Raw genomic sequence first — 19837 nt, 5'->3', positions numbered from 1 at the left:
GCCCCGCACAAGGGGTGGTGGCCGGGTGGGGCCGCAGTGATCATGTCGTGGCCGGCGGCGACCTCAGTGGTCGTGTGCCTTGTCGTGCGACTTGCTGTGGCCGTTGGACATCAGCTTGTCGGTCCAGGCGATGCCGATCGCCGACAGGATGAACACGCAGTGGATGATGGTCTGCCACAGCACACCTTCCTGGGTCATGGTCGTGCAGGTATCGACGCCAGCGTTGTAGAAACTGGTCGACGCCGAAGACACTGCCGCTGCCCATTGTTCCGGTTTGCACAGCGGCAGTCCCTTCAACGCGCTGGTGGCGATGAAGGTCTTCAGCAGGTGGATCGAGGAGATGCCGATGATCGCCATCGCCAGCTTCACCTTCAGCACGCTGGCGTTGACGTGGCTCAGCCATTCCGGCTGGTCCGGGTGGCCTTCCAGGCGCAGGCGCGAGACGAAGGTTTCATAGCCGCCGACGATCACCATCACCAGCAGGTTGGAGATCATCACCACGTCGATCAGGCCCAGCACGATCAGCATGATCTGCTGTTCGCCCATCGACACCGAGTGGGACAGCAGGTGCCACAGTTCCTTGCCGAACAGGAACACGTAGACGCACTGGGCAAGGATCAGGCCCAGGTACAACGGCAGCTGCAGCCAGCGCGAGGCGAAGATCAGCGAGGACAACGGGGACAAGGGACGAGGACTGTGGCTCATGCAGGACAGTGCGTTTCGGGGGAGCCGCGAGGTTACCGGCCCGCCATGACGGTGCCAACCCAACTCACGCACTAGACTTCAGGTTCCTTTCCGCACCCCGAGCCGCCGCCATGATCGACCTGTATTACTGGCCCACCCCGAACGGCCACAAAGTGACCCTGCTGTTGGAGGAAGCCGGCCTGGAGTACCGCATCCACCCGGTCAACATCGGTTCGGGCGACCAGTTCAAGCCGGAATTCCTGGCCATCTCGCCGAACAACAAGATGCCGGCCATCGTCGACCATGCCCCGGCCGATGGCGGTGCTCCCCAGAGTGTGTTCGAGTCCGGCGCGATCCTGCTGTACCTGGCCGAGAAGACCGGCCGCTTCCTGCCCAGCGACGCGCGTGGCCGCGTGACCACCCTGGAATGGCTGTTCTGGCAGATGGCGGGCCTGGGCCCGATGAGTGGCCAGATGGGCCACTTCAACGTGTACGCGCCGGAGAAGATTCCCTATGCCATCGAGCGCTACGACAACGAGGTGCGCCGCCTGCACGGGGTGATGGACAAGCGCCTGGCCCAGCACGCCTTCCTGGCCGGCGATGAGTACACCATCGCCGACATGGTCAGCTACCCGTGGGTCGGCGCCTACGACACGCTGCCGGTGGACTTCGCCGCGTTCCCGAACCTCAAGCGCTGGCATGAAGCGATTGCCGCACGCCCGGCCACCCAGCGCGCCTATGCCCTGCGCCAGCAGGTGAACCCCAACGCCGGCAAGCCGCTCAGCGACGAAGAGCGCAAGCACCTGTTCGGCCAGCGTTGAACCAGGACGGCGTCATTCACGCGTGACGTGGATCTACGGGTGGTGGGTGCCGACCCTTGGTCGGCACTCGTCCGCACTGCTATGGGCAGAAGGTCATGCTGCCTTCCCGCACGGGCTTGGTTAGGATGGGGGACGACCGTCCCGCGCCCCGCGTGGAGGCGGACCTGCCGTTTGCCGGGATCCTCCATGCGCCACCTGTTCGCTTCGCTCGCCCTCATGCTTGCCACCACAACCGCTGCCCACGCTGAAAAGCTGACCCTGGAAGCCATCACCGGTCCGCTGCCGCTGTCCGGCCCGACCTTGATGAAGCCCAAGGTGGCACCGGACGGATCGCAGGTCAGCTTCCTGCGCGGCAAGGACAGCGACCGAAACCAGCTGGACCTGTGGACCTACGACATCGGTAGCGGCCAGACCCGGCTGCTGGTTGATTCCAAGGTGGTGCTGCCCGGCACCGAGACCCTCAGCGACGAGGAAAAGGCACGCCGCGAGCGCCAGCGCATCGCCGCGATGACCGGCATCGTTGATTACCAGTGGTCGCCGGACGCGCAGCGCCTGCTGTTCCCGCTGGGCGGCGAACTCTACCTGTACGACCTCAAGCAGCAGGGCCAGGCGGCCGTGCGCCAGCTGACCCACGGTGAAGGTTTCGCCACCGACGCCAAGCTGTCGCCCAAGGGCGGTTTCGTCAGCTTCATCCGCGGCCGCAACCTGTGGGTGATCGACCTGGCCAATGGCAAGCAGCTGCAGCTGACCCACGACGGCAGCACCACCATCGGCAACGGCGTGGCCGAGTTCGTCGCCGATGAGGAGATGGATCGCCACACCGGCTACTGGTGGGCGCCGGATGATTCGGCCATTGCCTTTGCCCGCATCGATGAATCGCCGGTGCCGGTACAGAAGCGCTACGAGGTCTATGCCGACCGCACCGACGTGATCGAGCAGCGTTACCCGGCCGCCGGCGACGCCAACGTGCGCGTGCAGCTGGGCGTGATCGCACCGGCCGCCGATGCGCAGCCGCGCTGGGTCGACCTCGGCAGGGAACAGGATATCTACCTGGCCCGCGTCGATTGGCGCGATCCGCAGCACCTGAGTTTCCAGCGCCAGTCGCGTGACCAGAAGCAGCTGGACCTGGTGGAAGTGGCGCTCGACTCCAACCGCCAGCGCGTGCTCGCCCACGAGACCAGCCCGACCTGGGTGCCGCTGCATAACAGCCTGCGCTTCCTGGAAGACGGCAGCGTGCTGTGGTCGTCCGAGCGTACCGGCTTCCAGCACCTGTACCGCATCGACAGCAAGGGCAAGACCACCGCGCTGACCCACGGCAACTGGCCGGTGGACGAACTGCTGGCGGTTGATGAGAAGGCCGGCAAGGCCTACTTCCGCGCCGGCATCGAAACCTCGCGCGAAAGCCAGATCTACGCGGTATCGCTGCAGGGCGGCGAGCCCCAGCGCCTGTCCAAGGCACCGGGCATGCACAGCGCCACGTTCGCCCGCAATGCCAGCGTCTATGTCGACAGCTGGTCCAACAGCACCACGCCGCCGCAGATCGAGCTGTTCCGCGCCAATGGCGAGAAGATCGCTACGCTGGTGGAGAACGACCTGGCCGATCCCAGGCACCCGTATGCGCGCTACCGCGACGCGCAGCGCCCGGTCGAGTTCGGCACGCTGACCGCCGCCGATGGCAAGACCCCACTGAACTACAGCCTGATCAAGCCGGCCGGGTTTGATCCGTCCAAGCGCTACCCGGTGGCGGTGTATGTCTATGGCGGCCCGGCCAGCCAGACCGTCACCGACAGCTGGCCCGGCCGCGGTGATCACCTGTTCAACCAGTACCTGGCCCAGCAGGGCTACGTGGTGTTCTCGCTGGACAACCGCGGCACCCCGCGTCGCGGCCGCGACTTCGGTGGTGCGCTGTACGGGAAGCAGGGCACGGTGGAAGTGACCGACCAGCTGCGCGGCGTGGCCTGGCTCAAGCAGCAGCCGTGGGTGGACCCGGCGCGCATTGGCGTGCAGGGCTGGTCCAACGGCGGTTACATGACCCTGATGCTGCTGGCCAAGGCCTCGAACCAGTACGCCTGCGGAGTGGCCGGTGCGCCGGTGACCGACTGGGGCCTGTACGACAGCCACTACACCGAACGCTACATGGATCTGCCGGCACGCAATGAAGCCGGTTATCGCGAAGCGCGCGTGCTGACCCATATCGACGGCCTGCGCTCGCCGCTGCTGCTGATCCACGGCATGGCCGACGACAACGTGCTGTTCACCAACTCGACCAGCCTGATGAGCGCGCTGCAGAAGCGTGCACAGCCGTTCGAGCTGATGACCTACCCGGGTGCCAAGCATGGCCTGTCGGGCGCCGATGCCCTGCATCGCTACCGCGTGGCCGAAGCCTTCCTGGGACGCTGCCTGAAACCCTGATCCGCAACCGGGAAGGAGCCCGCCGATGACCCTGCCACCGCCGATTCCCGCCCATCGCCAGACGTCCACCGGATGGTGGCGCCGCCACTGGCGCTGGGCGATGCCGCTGACGGTGGTGCTGGTGCTGGGTGGCGCCGGTGGCGTGGTGACCTGGAGCCTGTTGCGCTGGAGCGAGGCGGCACGCGAAAGTCCACCGATGCGCGAAGCGTTGCGCCGCGCGGGCTGCAGCATCGAACTGGTGGAAGCCTTCGGCGAGCCGCTGCATATCGAATCGATGCCGCTGGGCAGCATGCAGACCGCCATCAACGGCCAGCGCGACGTTGGCCTGACCGTTGCGCTGGAAGGGCCGCAGGCACGCGGGCGGTTGTTCGTGCAGGGCATCCGTCGTGACGATGTCTGGGACTACCCGGTGATGTACGTGCTGGCCGAAGACAAGCAGACCTTCGACCTGACGGCGCTGGATGATGATGAGGCTGCGCAGGAGTGCGAGCTGCAGGCTTGCCGTGATCGCGGCGAATGCCCGCTGACCGCCGCGTTGTGACCTCCCCGGGCAGGCGACTGCGGGACGTCGACCGGGTAGAGTCGACTGTCAGTCGACTGCTCTTCGGTCGGATAGCGAAACCCCCGCGCTGCGCGCGATAGTCGACTGACAGTCGACTCTACGCCGGCAGGCTTCCGCGGAGCCCCGGCTGCACAACCAGCCGCCATGACTTCCCGCCGATTGTCGCCATCGCCGTGAGCGCGTAGGGTGCGGGCAACCCTGTCCTGGAGTGCACCATGAAGCCGATTGCATTGGCAGTTGCCCTGGCCCTGACCGCCGCCCCGTTGCTGTCCGCACCGCCAGCGCTGGCCGCGCCAGCTGCCAAGGCCACTACTCCGGCCAGCCCGGCCTGGGTTGCCCGCAGCAATGCACTGGCGCAGATCCTGCTTGATGCACAAGGCCCGTTCCAGCCGGAGGAAACCGGCTTCTTCGGCGTTCCCGGCTACGACGACAAGGTCGCAGACCTTGGCCCGGACAACGGCAAGCGCTATCGCGCCGCCATGGCCAAAGCCCGCGATGAACTCAAGGCAAAGCTGGCCACCGAAAAGGATTCCAACGTCCGCCAGGACCTGGAGATCATGATCCACGCCGCCAGCCAGAACATCGAAGGCAGCGAGCTCAACGAGAAATACCTGCTGCCGTGGAGTGATGCGCCGCAGACCGTGTTCAGCGGCCTCAACCTGCTGCTGTCCGACCAGGTGCCGGCCGAGCGCCGGGCCAAGGCGATCGACCGCCTCAAGGCCTATGCCGGCCTGCAGCCGGGCGGCACCGCCTTCACCACGCTGGCCCGCCAGCGCTACGAAGAGCGCCTGAAGGACACCAGCCTGCTGCAGCCGACCAAGATCGAAGTGCAGCAGTCGCTGGACAACGTCGAGACCTACATCACCGGCATCGAGTCGCTGCTGAAGAAGTACCAGATCGCCGGCACCGATGAAGCAATGAAGGCCCTGGCCGGGCAGATGAAGGACTACGCCGCCTGGACCCGCAAGGACGTGCTGCCGAAGGCACGCACCGATGCGCGCCTGCCAGCGCCGCTGTACGCCTACCAGCTCAAGCAGGTCGGCATCGACATCGACCCGAAGCTGCTGATGCAGCGCGCGCAGCTGGAGTTCATGGAAACCCGCTCGGCGATGCAGCAGCTGGCGCCGCTGGTGGTGAAGGACAAGGGCCTGAAGGTGGCCGACCCGAGCGACCCGGTGGCGGTGATCCGCGCGCTGAAGGCCGACAAGATCGCCGACGACCATCTGGAAGGCCACTACCGCAAGGTGATCGACGCGATCGATCCGCTGATCCGCGAGCATGCCATCGTCGACGTGCCCCAGCGCGCCATGCAGATGCGCCTGGGTTCGGCCGCCGAGAGCGCGGCCAGTCCCGCGCCGCATTTCCTGCCGGCGCCGCTGGTCAACAACACCGGGCAGCAGGGCACCTTCGTGCTGCCGCTGGGCAACCCGGCAGCGGGCCCGGGCGCGCAGTACGACGACTTCAACTTCGGTGCGGCAGCATGGACGCTGAGCGCGCATGAAGGCCGCCCCGGCCACGAGCTCCAGTTCACCGCGATGGTCGAGCGTGGCGTGTCGCTGGCACGCACCATGTTCGCGTTCAATTCGGTGAACGTGGAAGGCTGGGCACTGTATGCCGAGGCCGAGATGGTGCCCTACGAACCGCTGGACGGTCAGATGATCGCCCTGCAGTTCCGCCTGCTGCGCGCCGCGCGCGCGATGCTGGACCCGATGCTCAACCTGGGCCTGACCGACCGCGCCAACGGCGAGCGCGTGCTGATGGAGCAGGTCGGCCTGTCCAAGGCAATGGCCACCCAGGAACTGGATCGCTACATGGTGCGCATGCCGGGCCAGGCCGGCAGCTACTTCTACGGCTACACCCGCATCCTGGAACTGCGCATGCAGACCGAGCTGGCACTGGGTGCGAAGTTCGACCGCCTTGCGTTCAACAACTTCCTGCTCGACCAGGGCCTGCTGCCGCCGGACCAGCTGGCTGATGCGGTGAACAAGGTGTTCGTGCCGAAGTACCGGCAGAAATAATCGGTAGCGCCGGGCCATGCCCGGCGAGCGCAGCGGGAGAGACGCCGGGCATGGCCCGGCGCTACCCGCGGTGACGCTGCCGCCTCACCGCTGCGGGGTAATCACCTGTGTCGGCAATCGCGCCGGCGGTGCCGGATTCGGCACCCAGATCGCGACGCCGGCGGCGCGCTTCTGCGTGGTCGGAATACCGATGCCGACGCCGCCACCCACATGCGAGCCGAACGTGCCGGCGCCCACCGACATGCCCACCGGCGAGCCACTGCTGCCCACGCCCATCAGCACCACGCCATTGGCGCCCAGCGCGGCGGCCTCACGCTTCAGGCGTGCCACGGCGGCATCGGTCTGGCCCTGTGTGCCGAAGCCGACGGCGGACGCCGATTCCAGCTGGGCGATTTCCTGGGAACCGGCCGGAGGCGTCGAATAGATCTGCACCAGTGCCGGATCGATGGGTGCGCGGGCGCGGCCCAGCATCACCTTGGAGGTGCTGGCACAGCCGGCGGCGACCAGCAGGATGGCCGCCAACGCGGCCCAACGGATGTTCATGGCACGACCCCTGTAGGACTGGTTGCGATCATCGGCGGGCCACTCTGAATCGGCGCCAACACCCGGGCCAGGGCACGCACGTCAGCACGCTAGCACGCCGGGGGTGACAGCCCCGCCAACGGCAGTAGGCGACGGCAGCGGGAACGTCTATGGTTGGGGCAGGAACCAACTGCGGGAGAGTGGCATGGGCGTGATCAGTCTGTTGTGGGGCGTACTGGCGCTGTTGTGGATGATCCTGGCGCTGATTCCACTGCTCGGCTGGGGCAACTGGTTCCTTATCCCGTTCGCTGCGGTGGGCGCGGTCATCGCCGCGCTGGGCATCCTGTTCACCCACCCGAGCAAGCGTGGCCGGGCCTGGGCCGGCCTGGTCCTGAACGGCATCGTGGTGGTGGTGGGCATCCTCCGCCTCGGCCTGGGTGGTGGCGTCATCTGAGCCCGCGCCCGGGTGCGACAGGGCGTCGCAGGCGCACGGCCGATGGCCGGGCGGGGGCGTACAATGAATGGCTGCGCGAGCCCCCCGCGTGCCTGTGAATCCGCGCCCGGCGCGGCTGCCCCATGATCATCCGACCCCGCCCCCACGGCTGGCAACTGCTGTACATCCTGCGCGGTTCGATCGTCAAAGCGATCGCGCCCAAGGTGCTGGCCATCCTGATCCTGTCCATCGCCGTGGCTGCGGTGGTGGAACTGGCGCCGCCGACCGGCATCGAACGCGTGTCGGTCACGCCGTTCACGCTGCTCGGCTTGGTGCTGTCGATCTTCCTCAGCTTCCGCAACAGCGCCTGCTACGAGCGCTGGTGGGAAGGCCGCAAGCTGTGGGGCCAGCTGGTCTACGAATCGCGTTCGCTGGCCCGCCAGGTGAACCTGCTGCTGGCCGATGACACCGGCCGCCGTCGCCGCATCGCCTACGTCACCACCGCGTTCGCCCACGCCCTGGCCGGGCGCCTGCGTGGGCGCATCGTGGCGCTGATGGCCCTGCCGTGGCTGGACAAGCGCCAGCGCGAACAGCTGGGCCAGCGCGAGAACGTGCCCGACGCGCTGCTGGCGATGATCGCCGCCGAACTGGCCCAGGCGCTGCGCAGCGGTGAGCTCGATCCGATCCTCTACACCCAGCTGGAAGAGCGCCTGCACGCGATGTCGTCGATCCAGGCCGGCTGCGAGCGCATCCTCACCACGCCGCTGCGGTTCGCCTACACCCTGCTGCTGCACCGCTGCGCGTGGATGTTCTGCGTGCTGCTGCCGTTCGGCCTGGCCAGTTCGCTGGGCTGGGGCACGCCGGTGCTGTCGGCGGTGCTGGCCTATGCCTTCTTCGGCCTGGACCAGCTGGGCGAAGAAATGGAAGACCCCTTCGGCCTTGAGCCGAACGATCTGCCGCTGGACGCGCTGGTGCGCACGATCGAGATCGACCAGCTCGATGCGCTCGGCGAACGCCCGTTGCCCGAACCCCTGCTGCCGCAGGGCTACCTGTTGCAATAGCCACTCCTCGGAGCCTGCCATGTCCCACCCGCTGTACCGCCCGCGCCGCATGCGCCACGACGAGTTCTCGCGCCGCCTGATGCGCGAGAACACGCTGACCACCGACGACCTGATCTACCCGGTGTTCGTGCACGAACTGGCCGGCCGCACCGCAGTGCCGTCGATGCCGGGCGTGGAGCGGCTGTCGATCGAAGAACTGCTGAAGGTTGCCGAAGAGGCGCTGGAGCTGGGCATTCCGGTGATCGACCTGTTCCCGGTGATCGACCCGTCGCTGAAGTCGCTGGATGCATCGGCCGCCTGGGCCGAGGACGGCCTGGCGCAGCGTGCGATCCGCGCGCTGAAGTCGCGCTTCCCGGAGCTGGGCGTGATGACCGACGTGGCGCTGGACCCGTACACCACCCACGGCCAGGACGGCATCATCGATGACAAGGGCTACGTGCTGAACGACATCACCGTGGAAGCGCTGGTCAAGCAGTCGGTGTCGCACGCCGAAGCCGGGGTCGACATCGTCTCGCCGTCGGACATGATGGACGGCCGCATCGGCGCGATCCGCCGTGCGCTGGATGCCGACAACCACATCAACGTGCGCATCATGGCCTACTCGGCCAAGTACGCCTCGGCGTTCTACGGCCCGTTCCGTGATGCGGTGGGTAGCGCGGCCAGCCTCGGCAAGGCCGACAAGAAGACCTACCAGATGGACCCGGCCAACGGCGACGAGGCCCTGCGCGAGATCGCGCTGGACCTGGAAGAGGGCGCCGACATGGTGATGGTCAAGCCGGGCATGCCGTACCTGGACCTGGTGCGCCGGGTGAAGGAGACATTCGGTGTGCCGACCTTCGCCTATCAGGTGAGTGGCGAGTACGCGATGATGAAGGCCGCCTTCGCCAACGGCTGGCTGGACGAACGCGCCTGCGTGCTGGAGTCGCTGCTGGGCTTCAAGCGGGCCGGTGCCGACGGCGTACTGACCTATTTCGCGCCGCAGGTGGCGCGATGGCTGCGCGAGCGCTGACAATAGCGACACAATAGACGGAGGACTGCGATGGCACCCGAACTGGGATGGATGCAATGGCTGATCTGGGGCACCGGAACACTGGTGTTCGGCGCCATCATCGTCGGTGTCTTCATCGCCGCCTGGCGGGCCGGCAAGCGCCCGCCGGAACAGCTCTCCGCTGCCCGCCACGTGGCCCGTGAGCAGGCGCTGCCGGACAGCGTGCAGGCCGAGCTGGCCGCGTTGAACCAGCGCAAGGACAACGGCCAGCTGAGTGAGCTGGAGTACGAGCAGCAGCGCGCCAAGGTGTTGTCTCGCTGACGGGTGGGTGCCAACCTTGGTTGGCACCTTGGCGTGCCGACCAAGGTCGGCACCTACCCCGCGATCATCTACGCATCGCGTGGATCTATCGCACGCACCTGGCACCTCCATCGCCCTGGTAGTCGCCAACCTTGGTTGGCGTCTGCCGTTACCGCGCGCCTGGCACGCACCCGGCCACCGCCGCCACCTTCGGCACCGCCAAGCGGTACACGTCCACGCCACCGGCGCGCGGCGCCTTCGCCGCGCTGCTGGCCACCAGCATCTCGCCCGGCTTGGCGTTGTCGATCACCGGCGCGCCGGTCCAGCCGCCGGTCTGGTTGAACGACAGTCCCAACGGCTGCAGGGCCGCGCCACTCCACGCGCAGCCGCTGCTCCACACCTGTGCGGTCGTGCCGCTGCCGCGGCTGAACACCACCGCGCCGTCGTTGCCCAGCCAGTCGCCGTCGGTCTCGTCGTCGCCGCTGTTCAAGGTGGTCAGTGCGGTTGCCGGGCCACGCACGCCCTGCGCGTCCAGCGTCGCCACGAGCAGGTCCCAGCCGGCACCACGCCCCTGCTGGCGGGCGAACAACAGCCGCTTGCCATCCACGCTCAGGGCTGGTCCGCGCTCTTCGCGGCGGTCACCGTCGCCCGCCAAAGGCTGCGCCTTGCCCAGCTGGCCATCGGCGGAGAGTGCGGCGCGGTACAGCGCCAGCCTGCCCTCGCGGCCGGCCGCGAACAGCAGCCAGCGGCCGTCACGGCTGAAGTAGGGATCACGGACCTCACCGGCCACGCCTACCGGCAGGGCCTGCGCCTGCTGCCAGCGGCCGCCGACCACGCGCGCCTCCCACAGGCCCCAGCCAGCCTCACCGCGGCGGGCAAAGACGATGCGCTGGCCATCGGGACTGATCGTGGCGCGGCCCTCGTCGGCACGGGTGGAGACCACGCCCATGCCTTCGATGCCGTACTCGTTCAACGCCATCGCCACGGGGGCAGAGAGTAGACTGGCGGCAAGCACCAGCAGGGGCGGGGTGATGCGCATCATCCGGGTCCGTGCACGAAAGAGCATCAGTCTAGCCAGCTTGAGGATTCCATGACCGACCGTTACGCCGTCTTCGGACACCCCGTTGCCCACTCGAAGTCGCCGCAGATCCACGCGACGTTCGGTCGCCAGGAAGGCATCAGCATCGACTACCGTGCAATCGACCTGGCCCCTGATGCGTTCCTGGCCGGCCTGGAAGCCTTCGCCGCCGAAGGCGGTGTCGGTGCCAACGTCACCTCGCCGCACAAGGAAGCCGCGTTCTCGGTGTGCACCACCCTGACCGCGCGCGCGCGCCGCGCCGGCTCGGTCAACACGCTGCTGCGCAAGGGCGACCGCTGGCACGGCGATACCACCGATGGCATCGGCCTGGTGCGTGACCTGACCGACCGCCATGGCCTGGACCTGCGTGGCCGCCGCGTGCTGCTGATCGGCGCCGGCGGTTCCGCGCGCAGCGTCGCGCCGGCGCTGCTCGATGCCGGCATCACCGAGCTGGTGGTGGTCAACCGCACACCGGAACGCGCCGATGAACTGATCGACGCGATGGGCGAACCGGGCCGCGCGATCAGCCGCTACTGGGAAGACCTGCGTGATCTGGGTGACTTCGAGCTGATCGTCAATGCCACCTCGGCCGGCCGCGACCGCGACGTCGAGTTCAAGCTGCCGCTGTCGCTGGTCAACTCGATGACCACCGCCGTCGACCTCAACTACGGCGAGGCTGCCATCGCCTTCCTGGCCTGGGCACGCGCGTCCAACTGCCGCAATACCGTGGATGGGCTGGGCATGCTGGTCGAACAGGCCGCCGAGAGCTTCCTGCAGTGGCATGGCGTGCGCCCGCAGACCGATGAGGTCTACCAGTCGCTGCGGCAGGGCACGGCCGTGCTGGCCGGCGAGGACTGATCGATGGACGGCACAACCCTGCTGGTGACCGTGCTGAGCATGGTGGGCGTGCGCCTGCCGGTGCTGATCGCGCTGTGCATCGGCCTGGTCTGGGTGGTCGGCGCGCCGCGCGATGCCACCCGCACCGGCGCCCTGGCCGGCCTGCTGCTGTTGCTGCTGTCCAGTCTCGGCGGCCTGGCAGCGGGCATCCTGCCGATGTGGCTGGTCAGCAGCGGCAACTTCGGCGCTGTGTCGGGCATGGGCACCATCCTCGGCGTGCTGCACTTCGCGCTGGCAATGGTTGAGGCCATCGGCGTGGTGCTGCTGGTGTGGGCGCTGGTGCGCCTGCTGCGGCTGCGTGGCAACGTGGTGCAGTGACCTCCCGGTGACGGCCCTGGTCTGTCCCCAGCAGCGTCCGGCGTGTTCATCCGGCCGCCGGGTGTCGTCGCTGGCTTGTTCAGGCAGGCAGCGGCGGCGGTCGTGGCCGGCCATGCGACAATGACCGGCCTGATCCAGCTACGGTAGTTCCCGGCGTGACCGAAACCGTCGCCGCTCCGCGCATGCTCGATGACGCCTTGAAGGACGCGATCCGCAAGGCGTACACCACGCTGCAGGCCAATACCCCCGGCTTCTCCACCCGCCGCTCGCAGAGCCAGATGATCGGCGTGGTGTCGCGTGCGCTGTCGAAAAGTGGCGGCGTCGGCGTGGTCGAGGCGCCCACCGGCGTCGGCAAGAGCCTGGGCTACCTCACCGCAGGTGTACCGATCGCGCTGGCCACCAGGAAGAAGCTGGTGATCAGCACCGGCACCGTGGCGCTGCAGTCGCAGCTGGTCGAGCGCGACATTCCCAACTTCCTCAAGGCCACCGGCCTGGAGGCGACCGTGGCGCTGGCCAAGGGCCGTACCCGCTACCTGTGCACGCGCAATGCCGCCGAGGCGCAGGGCGAGGGCTCGCAGGGCGGCATGTTCGAGGATGACGCGCCGCTGTTCGACCGGCCGCTGGCGCCGATCGAGATGGACATCGCCAAGCGCCTGACCGACGCCTTCACCAGCGGCAGCTGGGACGGCGATATCGACAACGCACCGGAGACCATCAGCCCCGGCCTGCGCAGCCGCATCACCACGCCGGCTTCGGGCTGCGCCGGGCGCCGTTGTGCGTATTCGGCGCAGTGCGCGGTGCTGCGCTCGCGCAATACCGTGCGCGATGCGCAGATCGTGGTCACCAACCACGCGCTGCTGCTGTCGGCGTTGTCGATCGGTGACAGCGACAACGGCCAGCCGTTGATTGCGCCGCCGTCGGACATGCTGCTGGTGCTGGACGAAGGCCATCACATCGGCAACGTGGCCATCGACCAGGGTGCGGCCAGCCTGGCGCTGGATGAAATGGCCAAGCGTACCGGCCGCCTGCAGATCCTGATCGCCGGTGCCTACCGCGCGGTCGACAAGGACCGGCTCGGCAACCTGCTGCCGAACGAAGCGATCGAAGTGGCCAGCAACGTGGCCAAGCAGTTGCGCGCGTTCCGCGATCATATCGAGCGCGTGTGGATGCCGGCGCCGGCGGACGAAGAGCCGATGTGGCGCGCGGCCAATGGGCGACTGCCCGAGGCCTGGCGCGAGCCGATCGAGGCGCTGGCCGACGATACCCGCAGCCTCTACAACTGGGCGCATGCCGCCACCGCGCAGGTGGCCAAGGGCAAGCCGGACGATGCCGCACGCGAGCGCCTGCAGCGCAACCTGGGCATGGCGCTGGAGATGATCGAGCAGCAGTACAACCTGTGGCAGGCCTGGCGCCGCGAGGACAAGGACGGCGCGCCGCCGATGGCGCGCTGGGTCACCGCCACTCGCGACGGCGACCTGGTGCTGCACGGCTCGCCGGTGTCGGCCGCGCACGTGCTGCGCAAGCTGCTGTGGGATGAAGTGGACTCGGTGGTGATGACCTCGGCGACGCTGACCGGCGGTGGCGATTTCCAGTCGCTGGCGATCGACAACGGCATTCCGGAAGAGGCCGAGATGGTCTCGCTGTCGTCGCCGTTCGACCTGCCCAACCAGGCCGAGCTGATCGTGCCGAAGTTTCCGGTCACCCCCGACGATCGCGAAGGCCATCCCCGCGAAGTGGCGCGCTACCTGGACACCGAGCTGGACTGGGCCAAGGGTTCGATGGTGCTGTTCACCTCGCGCTGGAAGATGGAGAAGGTGGTCGGGCTGATGTCGGCCGCGCGCCGCAAGCAGGTGCTGGTGCAGGGCGAGATGTCCAAGACCCGGCTGATCGACGAGCACCTGCGCCGCGTGGCCGCAGGCGAGGGTTCGGTGCTGTTCGGACTGAACTCGTTCGGTGAAGGCCTCGACCTGCCCGGCGAAGCCTGCACCACGGTAGTGATCACCCAGGTGCCGTTCGCCGTGCCGACCGACCCGCAGACCGCCACCCTCAGCGAGTGGTTCGAAGGGCGCGGGTTGAATGCCTTCAACCTGATCGCCATTCCGCATGCGCTGCGCACGCTGACCCAGTTCGCCGGCCGCCTGATCCGCACCTCCACCGACACCGGCCGCGTGATCATCCTCGATTCGCGGCTGCTGACCCGCCGCTACGGCAAGCGCATCATCGACGCGCTGCCACCGTTCAAGCGCGTGATCGGCTGAGACGCACCGGTAGCGCTGGGACATGCCCGGCGGAGAGCCTCACCTGCTTTCCGGGTTCCGGCACCCTGGCCCATAGGCCTCCGCGTAGGGTTTGCCGAAGCAGCGCAGCAGTCCATCAAGCACGTCCAGGTTCGGCGGCCACGGCATCTGCACCCGTTGCCCGCCCTCGGTGGTGAAGTGGTAGCGACCGTCCTTGATGTTCTCCGCCATGATGGTGGGCGTCGGTATCGCGAGCAGCCTCGCACGAGCCTTTTCAAGGGCGCTGCGGTCCTGGCGCAGGAACGCAACCATGCCATCCACATAGGCATTCCAGTATCCCGGGTCGCCTCCGTTCACCGGCTTGTGGCTGCGTTCCATCAGCATGATCGCCTTTGCGGTCTGCCCCAGCTCCGCGCGAAGCTGGCCCTCGTGCCACGTGATGATGGCATTGCCTGCTGCCTTGGGCAGTGCGCCGTAGGCGGACAGCAGATCGGCAGCTTCGCGGGTACAGCCACGGTCGGCCAGCGTGCGCCAGCCACCTTCCAGGTCCTGATCGAACGCAGCCGGTTCCATCGCCAGCATCGCTGCACGGTCGTAGCGGCAATCGGGCGCTTCTGGCGGTTCTGCTGACGTGGCCATGGCAGCGGCCAGCGCAAAGGAAAGCAACATCCTCTCAACCTCCGTGTTGGTGACCTCCTGGCCACCATAACGGATCACGACCGTATGGCGGTCAATCGCCGAGCAGGGCGGTGTTGCGTACGGCACCCTTGTCGGCGCTGGTGGCGAGCAGGGCGTAAGCCTTCAACGCGCTGGTGACCTTGCGTGGGCGTGGTGCGCGTGGCTTCCAGCCGCTCGCATCGGCGTCGGCGCGGCGTTGGGCCAGCGTGGCCTCATCCAGCAGCAGGTCGATGCGGCGGGCGGGAATGTCGATGCGGATGCGGTCGCCGTCTTCCACCAGGCCGATCGTGCCGCCGCTGGCGGCTTCCGGCGAGACGTGGCCGATCGACAGGCCCGAGGTGCCGCCGGAGAAGCGGCCGTCGGTGAGCAGCGCGCACTGCTTGCCCAGCCCCTTCGATTTCAGGTAGCTGGTCGGGTACAGCATCTCCTGCATGCCCGGGCCGCCCTTCGGCCCTTCGTAGCGGATCACCACCACCTCGCCCGGCTGCACCTCGTCGGCGAGGATGCCGGCGACGGCGGCGTCCTGGCTTTCATAGACGCGCGCGGGGCCTTCGAACACATGGATCGATTCGTCCACGCCGGCGGTTTTCACCACGCAGCCATCGACAGCCAGGTTGCCGCGCAGCACCGCGAGGCCGCCCTCCAGCGAATACGCATGTTGCAGCGAACGGATGCAGCCCCCGGCGCGGTCCAGGTCCAGCGTCGGCCAGCGCGTGGCCTGGCTGAAGGCCTCCTGGGTGGGAATGCCGGCTGGGCCGGCCTTGAAGAAGGTGTGCAGGGTGTCGTTGTCACTGCGCACCACGTCCCAGCGTTTCAGTGCGTCGGCCAGGCTGGCGCTGTGCACGGTCGGCACTGTGGTATCGAGCAGGCCGGCGCGATCCAGTTCACCGAGGATGCCGAACACGCCGCCGGCGCGGTGCACGTCCTCGATGTGGTACTTCGGTGTGTTCGGCGCCACCTTGCACAGCTGCGGGACGCGTCGCGACAGCGCGTCGATGTGGGTCAGGTCGAAGTCGACCTCCGCTTCCTGCGCTGCGGCCAGCAGATGCAGGATGGTGTTGGTGGAGCCGCCCATGGCGATGTCCAGGGTCATCGCGTTGGCGAACGCGGCCTGGGTGGCGATCCCGCGCGGCAGCGCGCTCGGGTCTTCGCCGCCGTACCAGCGATGGCAGAGCTCGACGATCAGGCGGCCGGCGCGGCGGAACAGCGCCTCGCGGTCGGCATGGGTGGCCAGCGTAGTGCCGTTGCCGGGCAGCGACAGGCCCAGCGCTTCGGTCAGGCAGTTCATCGAGTTGGCGGTGAACATGCCCGAGCAGGAGCCGCAGGTGGGACAGGCGCTGCGCTCGAACGCGGCCACCTTCTCGTCGGAGGCGCTGTCATCGGCGGCCACCACCATCGCGTCGACCAGGTCCAGCTTGTGCTCGGACAGCCTGGTCTTGCCCGCTTCCATCGGCCCGCCGGAGACGAACACCACCGGGATGTTCAGGCGCAGCGCGGCCATCAGCATGCCAGGGGTGATCTTGTCACAGTTGCTGATGCACACCAGCGCGTCGGCGCAGTGCGCGTTGACCATGTACTCCACGGCGTCGGCGATGATCTCGCGGCTGGGCAGCGAGTACAGCATGCCGTCGTGGCCCATCGCGATGCCGTCGTCCACGGCGATGGTGTTGAATTCCTTGGCGACACCGCCGACCTGTTCGATCTCATGCGCGACCAGCTGGCCAAGATCCTTCAGGTGCACGTGGCCGGGCACGAACTGGGTGAAGGAGTTGGCGATGGCGATGATCGGCTTGTGGAAGTCGCCGTCTTTCATGCCGGTGGCACGCCACAGGGCGCGGGCGCCGGCCATGTTGCGGCCGGCGGTGGAAGTGCGGGAACGGTATTCGGGCATGGCGGGCGGAACGGGCGTGCCGTACGACGTGGGGGTCAGCCGATCATGGCCAATTTTTTCGGTTGCTGCTGCAACCACCGGAGGTGGTCCGGCCGGACTGCGCCCGGCACCCGCGGTAGTGCCGGCCGCTGGCCGGCAACCTCAACAGCAACAGCTGGCCTATCCGTGGGATGGCGGGGTGGGTCCGGTGGCAGGGGACGCCGTTAACCCGTCCATGGGGGCTTGGTCGCCGCATCCATGCGGCTCACTGATCTGGCCCCCTGAAAACGGACCCACCCCGCCTTCGACGTTTCCTGCGGCTGTTGGTAGGTGTCGACCTTGGTCGACACCGGTGGATCCACGTCATGCGCGGATGATGGGGAACGACGAAAATGAAAGGCCGTTCATCTTTCGCACTTTGCCGATTCCGGTTGCTGGCCCGGATTTGGCATCATTGGGGCATTGATCCGTCGACAGGGCATGAGGCCATGAAACGTTCCCGCACCACCGCGCTGCTGCTTATGAGCGCCGCGCCGCTGCTGTTCACCGCCTGCCAGAAGGAGCCGGAGGTGAAGGTGCAGGAAGGCCTGTACACCTCGGTGGAGGCCTGCACCGAGGCCACCGGTGATCCGTCGTCGTGCCGCAATGCCTTTGCCGAAGCGCAGAAGCAGGCCGCCGATGCGGCACCGAAGTACGCCAGCAAGGAAGCCTGCGAGAAGGACTACAAGCCGGAACAGTGCGTGCAGCAGCACACCTCGGCCGGCACCTCGTTCATCGGCCCGATGATGATGGGCTTCTTCATGTCGCAGATGCTGAGCAACCGCGGCGGCCTCGCCCCGCAGGCGCCGGCGTCGTCACCGGCTTACCAGGACAAGAACGCTGGCTGGGCGCGCCCGGCACCGGGCGGCACCGGCGGCCTGAACACCGCCAGCGGCATCGGTGCCGGCAAGGCCGGCCTGGCGCCGGTCACCAGCGAGCCGAACCGTGCGGTCACTGCCAGCCGTGGTGGCTTCGGCAACACCAGCGCGCGCCGCAGCAGCAGCGGCAGCTACGGCGGCTGATCGACCCATGCAGCGTATCCGGATTGCCGAGCGTGCCCAGTGGCGGGCACGCGCGGAGGAAGCGGGTTTCCGTTTCCATACCATCGATGGCCAGCCGTACTGGGATGAACGCGCGTACTACGCGTTCACCCTGCGCCAGATCGAACAGGACATCGAAGACCCCAGCGCCGAGCTGCACCAGATGGCGCTGGACCTGGTCGGTGATGTCATCGCCAGCGAGCGCCTGATGGACCAGCTGGCGATTCCGTCGCATTACCGCGACTGGATCGCCGACAGCTGGCGCCAGCGCCAGCCGCACCTGTACGGGCGCCTGGACCTGGCCTACGACGGCACCGGCCCGGCCAAGCTGTACGAGCTGAATTACGACACGCCGACCTCGCTGTTCGAGGCCAGCTTCTTCCAGTGGCAGTGGCTGGAAGACCAGCGCAACGCCGGCCGCCTGCCGCAGCATGCCGACCAGTTCAATGCGATCCATGAGGCGCTGGTCGAGCGCTTCGGCGAACTGGCCACGCAGCTGCCGCCGCCGCTGTTCTTCAGCGCGGTGGGCAGCTCCGAAGAAGACCGTGGCACTGTCGATTACCTGCGCGACTGCGCCTCGCAGGCCGGTCTGCATGGCCAGGCCATCGCCATCGAGGATATCGGCCTGTCCGAGGACGGCCGCTTCACCGCGCTGGATGATTCGGTGATCGGCACGCTGTTCAAGCTGTACCCGTTGGAAGACCTGATGGCTGAAGAGTTTGGCCGCGCGCTGCCCGGTTCCGGCGTGCAGCTGCTGGAACCGGCCTGGAAGGCGGTGCTGAGCAACAAGGGCATCCTGCCGCTGCTGTGGCAGCGCAACGTGGGCCATCCGAACCTGCTGGAGGCTCACTTCGATGACGGCAGCACGCTGCCGTCGGGCTGGGTGCGCAAGCCGCTGTTCTCGCGCGAGGGCGCCAACATCGAGATGCATCTGGCCGATGGCAGCACCCAGCGCAGCGACGGTCCCTACGATGGCCCGGCGATCATCCAGCGCGCACATCCGCTGACCCGCTTCGAAGGCGGCTATCCGCTGATCGGCAGCTGGGTGATCGGTGACCACGCCTGCGGCATCGGCATCCGCGAGGACGACAGCGCGATCACCCGCGACAGTGCGCGCTTCGTGCCGCACGCGATCGTAGATGAGGCACCGACGCGGATCTACGTCTGATGACGGTGCAGCGCTGGCCTGGCCGGCATGGGCGTGCCACGCCCGTGCCGGGTCGGCATTTCGATGACGGGCGCAGCCTGCAGGCATTCGCGGACCGCGTCGCGGTGCGTTGCCATCGCTGCGACACCTCCGGTTGGGTTATCGCCAGCTGGAAACCCTATCGATGGACCGCGCGTTTCCGCTGCACCGGCTGCAGTTCTGCGTTGGATAGTGGTGACTGGGTCGGTGCGGTCTACATGCTGGGCCGCCAACCTTGTGGATTCTGTGGGTATCAGTGGCTGCATGTGCGTCGCCGGGCTCCCGCCGGAGTGCCTGCACCGGCGTGCTTCGCTGCTCGATGTGCGCAATGTGATCGCAGTACCGATGTTTCGGTCGCGGTGCGTCCGTTGCGTGACGCCGAGCCTGCCGATCCGCACTTCGGATTGCCGCTGCGCCTGGTCGAACCGACCCGCGCGGGCCTGCTCTGGGCCTATAACGCTGAACATCTGCAGGCACTGCACGAATACGCGGGCGCGACGTTGCGCGAAAGCCGCGGCCATCACCGATCCATGTTCTCGCGCCTGCCGCAGTGGATGAAGCTGGCCCGCAACCGGGTGCTGCTGCAGCGTGCGGTGGAGCGGTTGCAGCGGCGGTTGTTGGGTGAGCGCTGATACGGCAGCCGAGCGTGGGCTCGGCTCTACGGAACAACACGTGTAGAGCCGAGCCCATGCT

At 67.6% G+C, this 19837-nt stretch carries 19 protein-coding genes; 14 read left to right on the top strand and 5 right to left on the bottom strand.

All coding sequences use genetic code 11. The features are described 5' to 3' along the window. Window positions 1-63 precede the first annotated feature (63 nt). Window positions 64-705: a TIGR00645 family protein gene (locus ACTXG9_RS11305; RefSeq protein ID WP_019661669.1), complete on the bottom strand. Its 642-nt coding sequence runs from the start codon at window positions 703-705 to the stop codon at window positions 64-66. 110 nt (window positions 706-815) lie between these two features. Here ACTXG9_RS11305 and ACTXG9_RS11300 point away from each other — a divergent pair, with 110 nt between their 5' ends. The 4 genes from ACTXG9_RS11300 (at window position 816) to ACTXG9_RS11285 (ending at window position 6497) form a co-directional block, all read left to right on the top strand. Then, entirely contained in the window at window positions 816-1505 is a 690-nt protein-coding gene (locus ACTXG9_RS11300; protein WP_197575325.1) for a glutathione binding-like protein, read from the top strand. Window positions 1506-1691: 186 nt separating this feature from the next. Beyond that, window positions 1692-3917, top strand: coding sequence for a S9 family peptidase (locus ACTXG9_RS11295; RefSeq protein WP_111103938.1), 2226 nt, complete (start codon window positions 1692-1694; stop codon window positions 3915-3917). 25 nt (window positions 3918-3942) lie between these two features. Further along, the gene (locus ACTXG9_RS11290; RefSeq protein ID WP_019661666.1) at window positions 3943-4458 is read left to right on the top strand and encodes a cytochrome c oxidase assembly factor Coa1 family protein; all 516 of its coding nucleotides are present in this window, start codon (window positions 3943-3945) and stop codon (window positions 4456-4458) included. Between the two features lie 236 nt (window positions 4459-4694). Next, complete coding sequence (locus ACTXG9_RS11285; RefSeq protein WP_111099156.1) at window positions 4695-6497, top strand: DUF885 domain-containing protein; 1803 nt, start codon at window positions 4695-4697, stop codon at window positions 6495-6497. Between the two features lie 84 nt (window positions 6498-6581). Here the strand turns inward: ACTXG9_RS11285 and ACTXG9_RS11280 are convergent, their stop codons facing one another. Then, window positions 6582-7040 carry a hypothetical protein gene (locus ACTXG9_RS11280; RefSeq protein WP_010482223.1) on the bottom strand — a complete coding sequence of 153 codons (459 nt, stop codon included), beginning with the start codon at window positions 7038-7040 and terminating at the stop codon, window positions 6582-6584. A 184-nt stretch (window positions 7041-7224) separates the two neighbouring features. Here ACTXG9_RS11280 and ACTXG9_RS11275 point away from each other — a divergent pair, with 184 nt between their 5' ends. The 4 genes from ACTXG9_RS11275 (at window position 7225) to ACTXG9_RS11260 (ending at window position 9822) form a co-directional block, all read left to right on the top strand. Then, complete coding sequence (locus ACTXG9_RS11275; RefSeq protein ID WP_006475755.1) at window positions 7225-7473, top strand: hypothetical protein; 249 nt, start codon at window positions 7225-7227, stop codon at window positions 7471-7473. A gap of 122 nt (window positions 7474-7595) precedes the next feature. After that, window positions 7596-8513: a bestrophin family protein gene (locus tag ACTXG9_RS11270; RefSeq protein ID WP_456115701.1), complete on the top strand. Its 918-nt coding sequence runs from the start codon at window positions 7596-7598 to the stop codon at window positions 8511-8513. A 19-nt stretch (window positions 8514-8532) separates the two neighbouring features. Then, the gene (hemB, locus tag ACTXG9_RS11265) at window positions 8533-9522 is read left to right on the top strand and encodes a porphobilinogen synthase (protein WP_006400669.1); all 990 of its coding nucleotides are present in this window, start codon (window positions 8533-8535) and stop codon (window positions 9520-9522) included. Between the two features lie 30 nt (window positions 9523-9552). Further along, window positions 9553-9822, top strand: a complete 270-nt coding sequence (locus ACTXG9_RS11260; protein ID WP_019661663.1) for a hypothetical protein — start codon at window positions 9553-9555, stop codon at window positions 9820-9822. 148 nt (window positions 9823-9970) lie between these two features. Here ACTXG9_RS11260 and ACTXG9_RS11255 read toward each other — a convergent pair whose 3' ends face one another. After that, the gene (locus ACTXG9_RS11255) at window positions 9971-10843 is read right to left on the bottom strand and encodes a TolB-like translocation protein (protein ID WP_021203325.1); all 873 of its coding nucleotides are present in this window, start codon (window positions 10841-10843) and stop codon (window positions 9971-9973) included. Between the two features lie 48 nt (window positions 10844-10891). On the opposite strand from ACTXG9_RS11255, the gene aroE reads away from it, so the two are divergent. The 3 genes from aroE to dinG all read left to right on the top strand — a co-directional run bounded on the left by aroE (window position 10892) and on the right by dinG (window position 14352). Then, window positions 10892-11737, top strand: coding sequence for a shikimate dehydrogenase (aroE, locus tag ACTXG9_RS11250; RefSeq protein WP_456115702.1), 846 nt, complete (start codon window positions 10892-10894; stop codon window positions 11735-11737). A gap of 3 nt (window positions 11738-11740) precedes the next feature. After that, the gene (locus tag ACTXG9_RS11245; protein ID WP_456115703.1) at window positions 11741-12094 is read left to right on the top strand and encodes a hypothetical protein; all 354 of its coding nucleotides are present in this window, start codon (window positions 11741-11743) and stop codon (window positions 12092-12094) included. Between the two features lie 182 nt (window positions 12095-12276). Continuing rightward, entirely contained in the window at window positions 12277-14352 is a 2076-nt protein-coding gene (gene dinG / locus ACTXG9_RS11240; protein WP_181451894.1) for an ATP-dependent DNA helicase DinG, read from the top strand. Between the two features lie 39 nt (window positions 14353-14391). Here the strand turns inward: dinG and ACTXG9_RS11235 are convergent, their stop codons facing one another. Beyond that, window positions 14392-15000 carry a hypothetical protein gene (locus tag ACTXG9_RS11235; protein WP_021203329.1) on the bottom strand — a complete coding sequence of 203 codons (609 nt, stop codon included), beginning with the start codon at window positions 14998-15000 and terminating at the stop codon, window positions 14392-14394. Window positions 15001-15061: 61 nt separating this feature from the next. After that, entirely contained in the window at window positions 15062-16900 is a 1839-nt protein-coding gene (gene ilvD / locus ACTXG9_RS11230) for a dihydroxy-acid dehydratase (protein WP_021203330.1), read from the bottom strand. Window positions 16901-17367: 467 nt separating this feature from the next. On the opposite strand from ilvD, the gene ACTXG9_RS11225 reads away from it, so the two are divergent. The 3 genes from ACTXG9_RS11225 to ACTXG9_RS11215 are packed head-to-tail and all read left to right on the top strand — an operon-like array spanning window position 17368 to window position 19776. After that, window positions 17368-17940 (top strand): DUF1190 domain-containing protein, encoded by a 573-nt coding sequence (locus ACTXG9_RS11225; protein ID WP_021203331.1) that lies wholly within the window; start codon window positions 17368-17370, stop codon window positions 17938-17940. Between the two features lie 7 nt (window positions 17941-17947). Continuing rightward, complete coding sequence (locus tag ACTXG9_RS11220) at window positions 17948-19126, top strand: glutathionylspermidine synthase family protein (protein ID WP_021203332.1); 1179 nt, start codon at window positions 17948-17950, stop codon at window positions 19124-19126. Continuing rightward, entirely contained in the window at window positions 19126-19776 is a 651-nt protein-coding gene (locus tag ACTXG9_RS11215; RefSeq protein WP_031270168.1) for a hypothetical protein, read from the top strand. Before ACTXG9_RS11220 ends, ACTXG9_RS11215 begins: the two co-directional genes overlap by 1 nt. Window positions 19777-19837: the final 61 nt, after the last annotated feature.

The organism is Stenotrophomonas maltophilia group sp. LNF247 (assembly GCF_054083135.1).
The sequence above is the reverse complement of the archived record's forward strand: the minus strand, read 5'-3'. Positions and strand labels throughout refer to the sequence as shown.

Bases quoted from the DNA above. Each gene is read 5' to 3' on its own strand.
- ACTXG9_RS11305 (WP_019661669.1), bottom strand. From the start codon at position 705: ATGAGCCACAGTCCTCGTCCCTTGTCCCCGTTGTCCTCGCTGATCTTC.
- ACTXG9_RS11300 (WP_197575325.1), top strand. From the start codon at position 816: ATGATCGACCTGTATTACTGGCCCACCCCGAACGGCCACAAAGTGACC.
- ACTXG9_RS11295 (WP_111103938.1), top strand. From the start codon at position 1,692: ATGCGCCACCTGTTCGCTTCGCTCGCCCTCATGCTTGCCACCACAACC.
- ACTXG9_RS11290 (WP_019661666.1), top strand. From the start codon at position 3,943: ATGACCCTGCCACCGCCGATTCCCGCCCATCGCCAGACGTCCACCGGA.
- ACTXG9_RS11285 (WP_111099156.1), top strand. From the start codon at position 4,695: ATGAAGCCGATTGCATTGGCAGTTGCCCTGGCCCTGACCGCCGCCCCG.
- ACTXG9_RS11280 (WP_010482223.1), bottom strand. From the start codon at position 7,040: ATGAACATCCGTTGGGCCGCGTTGGCGGCCATCCTGCTGGTCGCCGCC.
- ACTXG9_RS11275 (WP_006475755.1), top strand. From the start codon at position 7,225: ATGGGCGTGATCAGTCTGTTGTGGGGCGTACTGGCGCTGTTGTGGATG.
- ACTXG9_RS11270 (WP_456115701.1), top strand. From the start codon at position 7,596: ATGATCATCCGACCCCGCCCCCACGGCTGGCAACTGCTGTACATCCTG.
- hemB (WP_006400669.1), top strand. From the start codon at position 8,533: ATGTCCCACCCGCTGTACCGCCCGCGCCGCATGCGCCACGACGAGTTC.
- ACTXG9_RS11260 (WP_019661663.1), top strand. From the start codon at position 9,553: ATGGCACCCGAACTGGGATGGATGCAATGGCTGATCTGGGGCACCGGA.
- ACTXG9_RS11255 (WP_021203325.1), bottom strand. From the start codon at position 10,843: ATGATGCGCATCACCCCGCCCCTGCTGGTGCTTGCCGCCAGTCTACTC.
- aroE (WP_456115702.1), top strand. From the start codon at position 10,892: ATGACCGACCGTTACGCCGTCTTCGGACACCCCGTTGCCCACTCGAAG.
- ACTXG9_RS11245 (WP_456115703.1), top strand. From the start codon at position 11,741: ATGGACGGCACAACCCTGCTGGTGACCGTGCTGAGCATGGTGGGCGTG.
- dinG (WP_181451894.1), top strand. From the start codon at position 12,277: ATGCTCGATGACGCCTTGAAGGACGCGATCCGCAAGGCGTACACCACG.
- ACTXG9_RS11235 (WP_021203329.1), bottom strand. From the start codon at position 15,000: ATGTTGCTTTCCTTTGCGCTGGCCGCTGCCATGGCCACGTCAGCAGAA.
- ilvD (WP_021203330.1), bottom strand. From the start codon at position 16,900: ATGCCCGAATACCGTTCCCGCACTTCCACCGCCGGCCGCAACATGGCC.
- ACTXG9_RS11225 (WP_021203331.1), top strand. From the start codon at position 17,368: ATGAAACGTTCCCGCACCACCGCGCTGCTGCTTATGAGCGCCGCGCCG.
- ACTXG9_RS11220 (WP_021203332.1), top strand. From the start codon at position 17,948: ATGCAGCGTATCCGGATTGCCGAGCGTGCCCAGTGGCGGGCACGCGCG.
- ACTXG9_RS11215 (WP_031270168.1), top strand. From the start codon at position 19,126: ATGACGGTGCAGCGCTGGCCTGGCCGGCATGGGCGTGCCACGCCCGTG.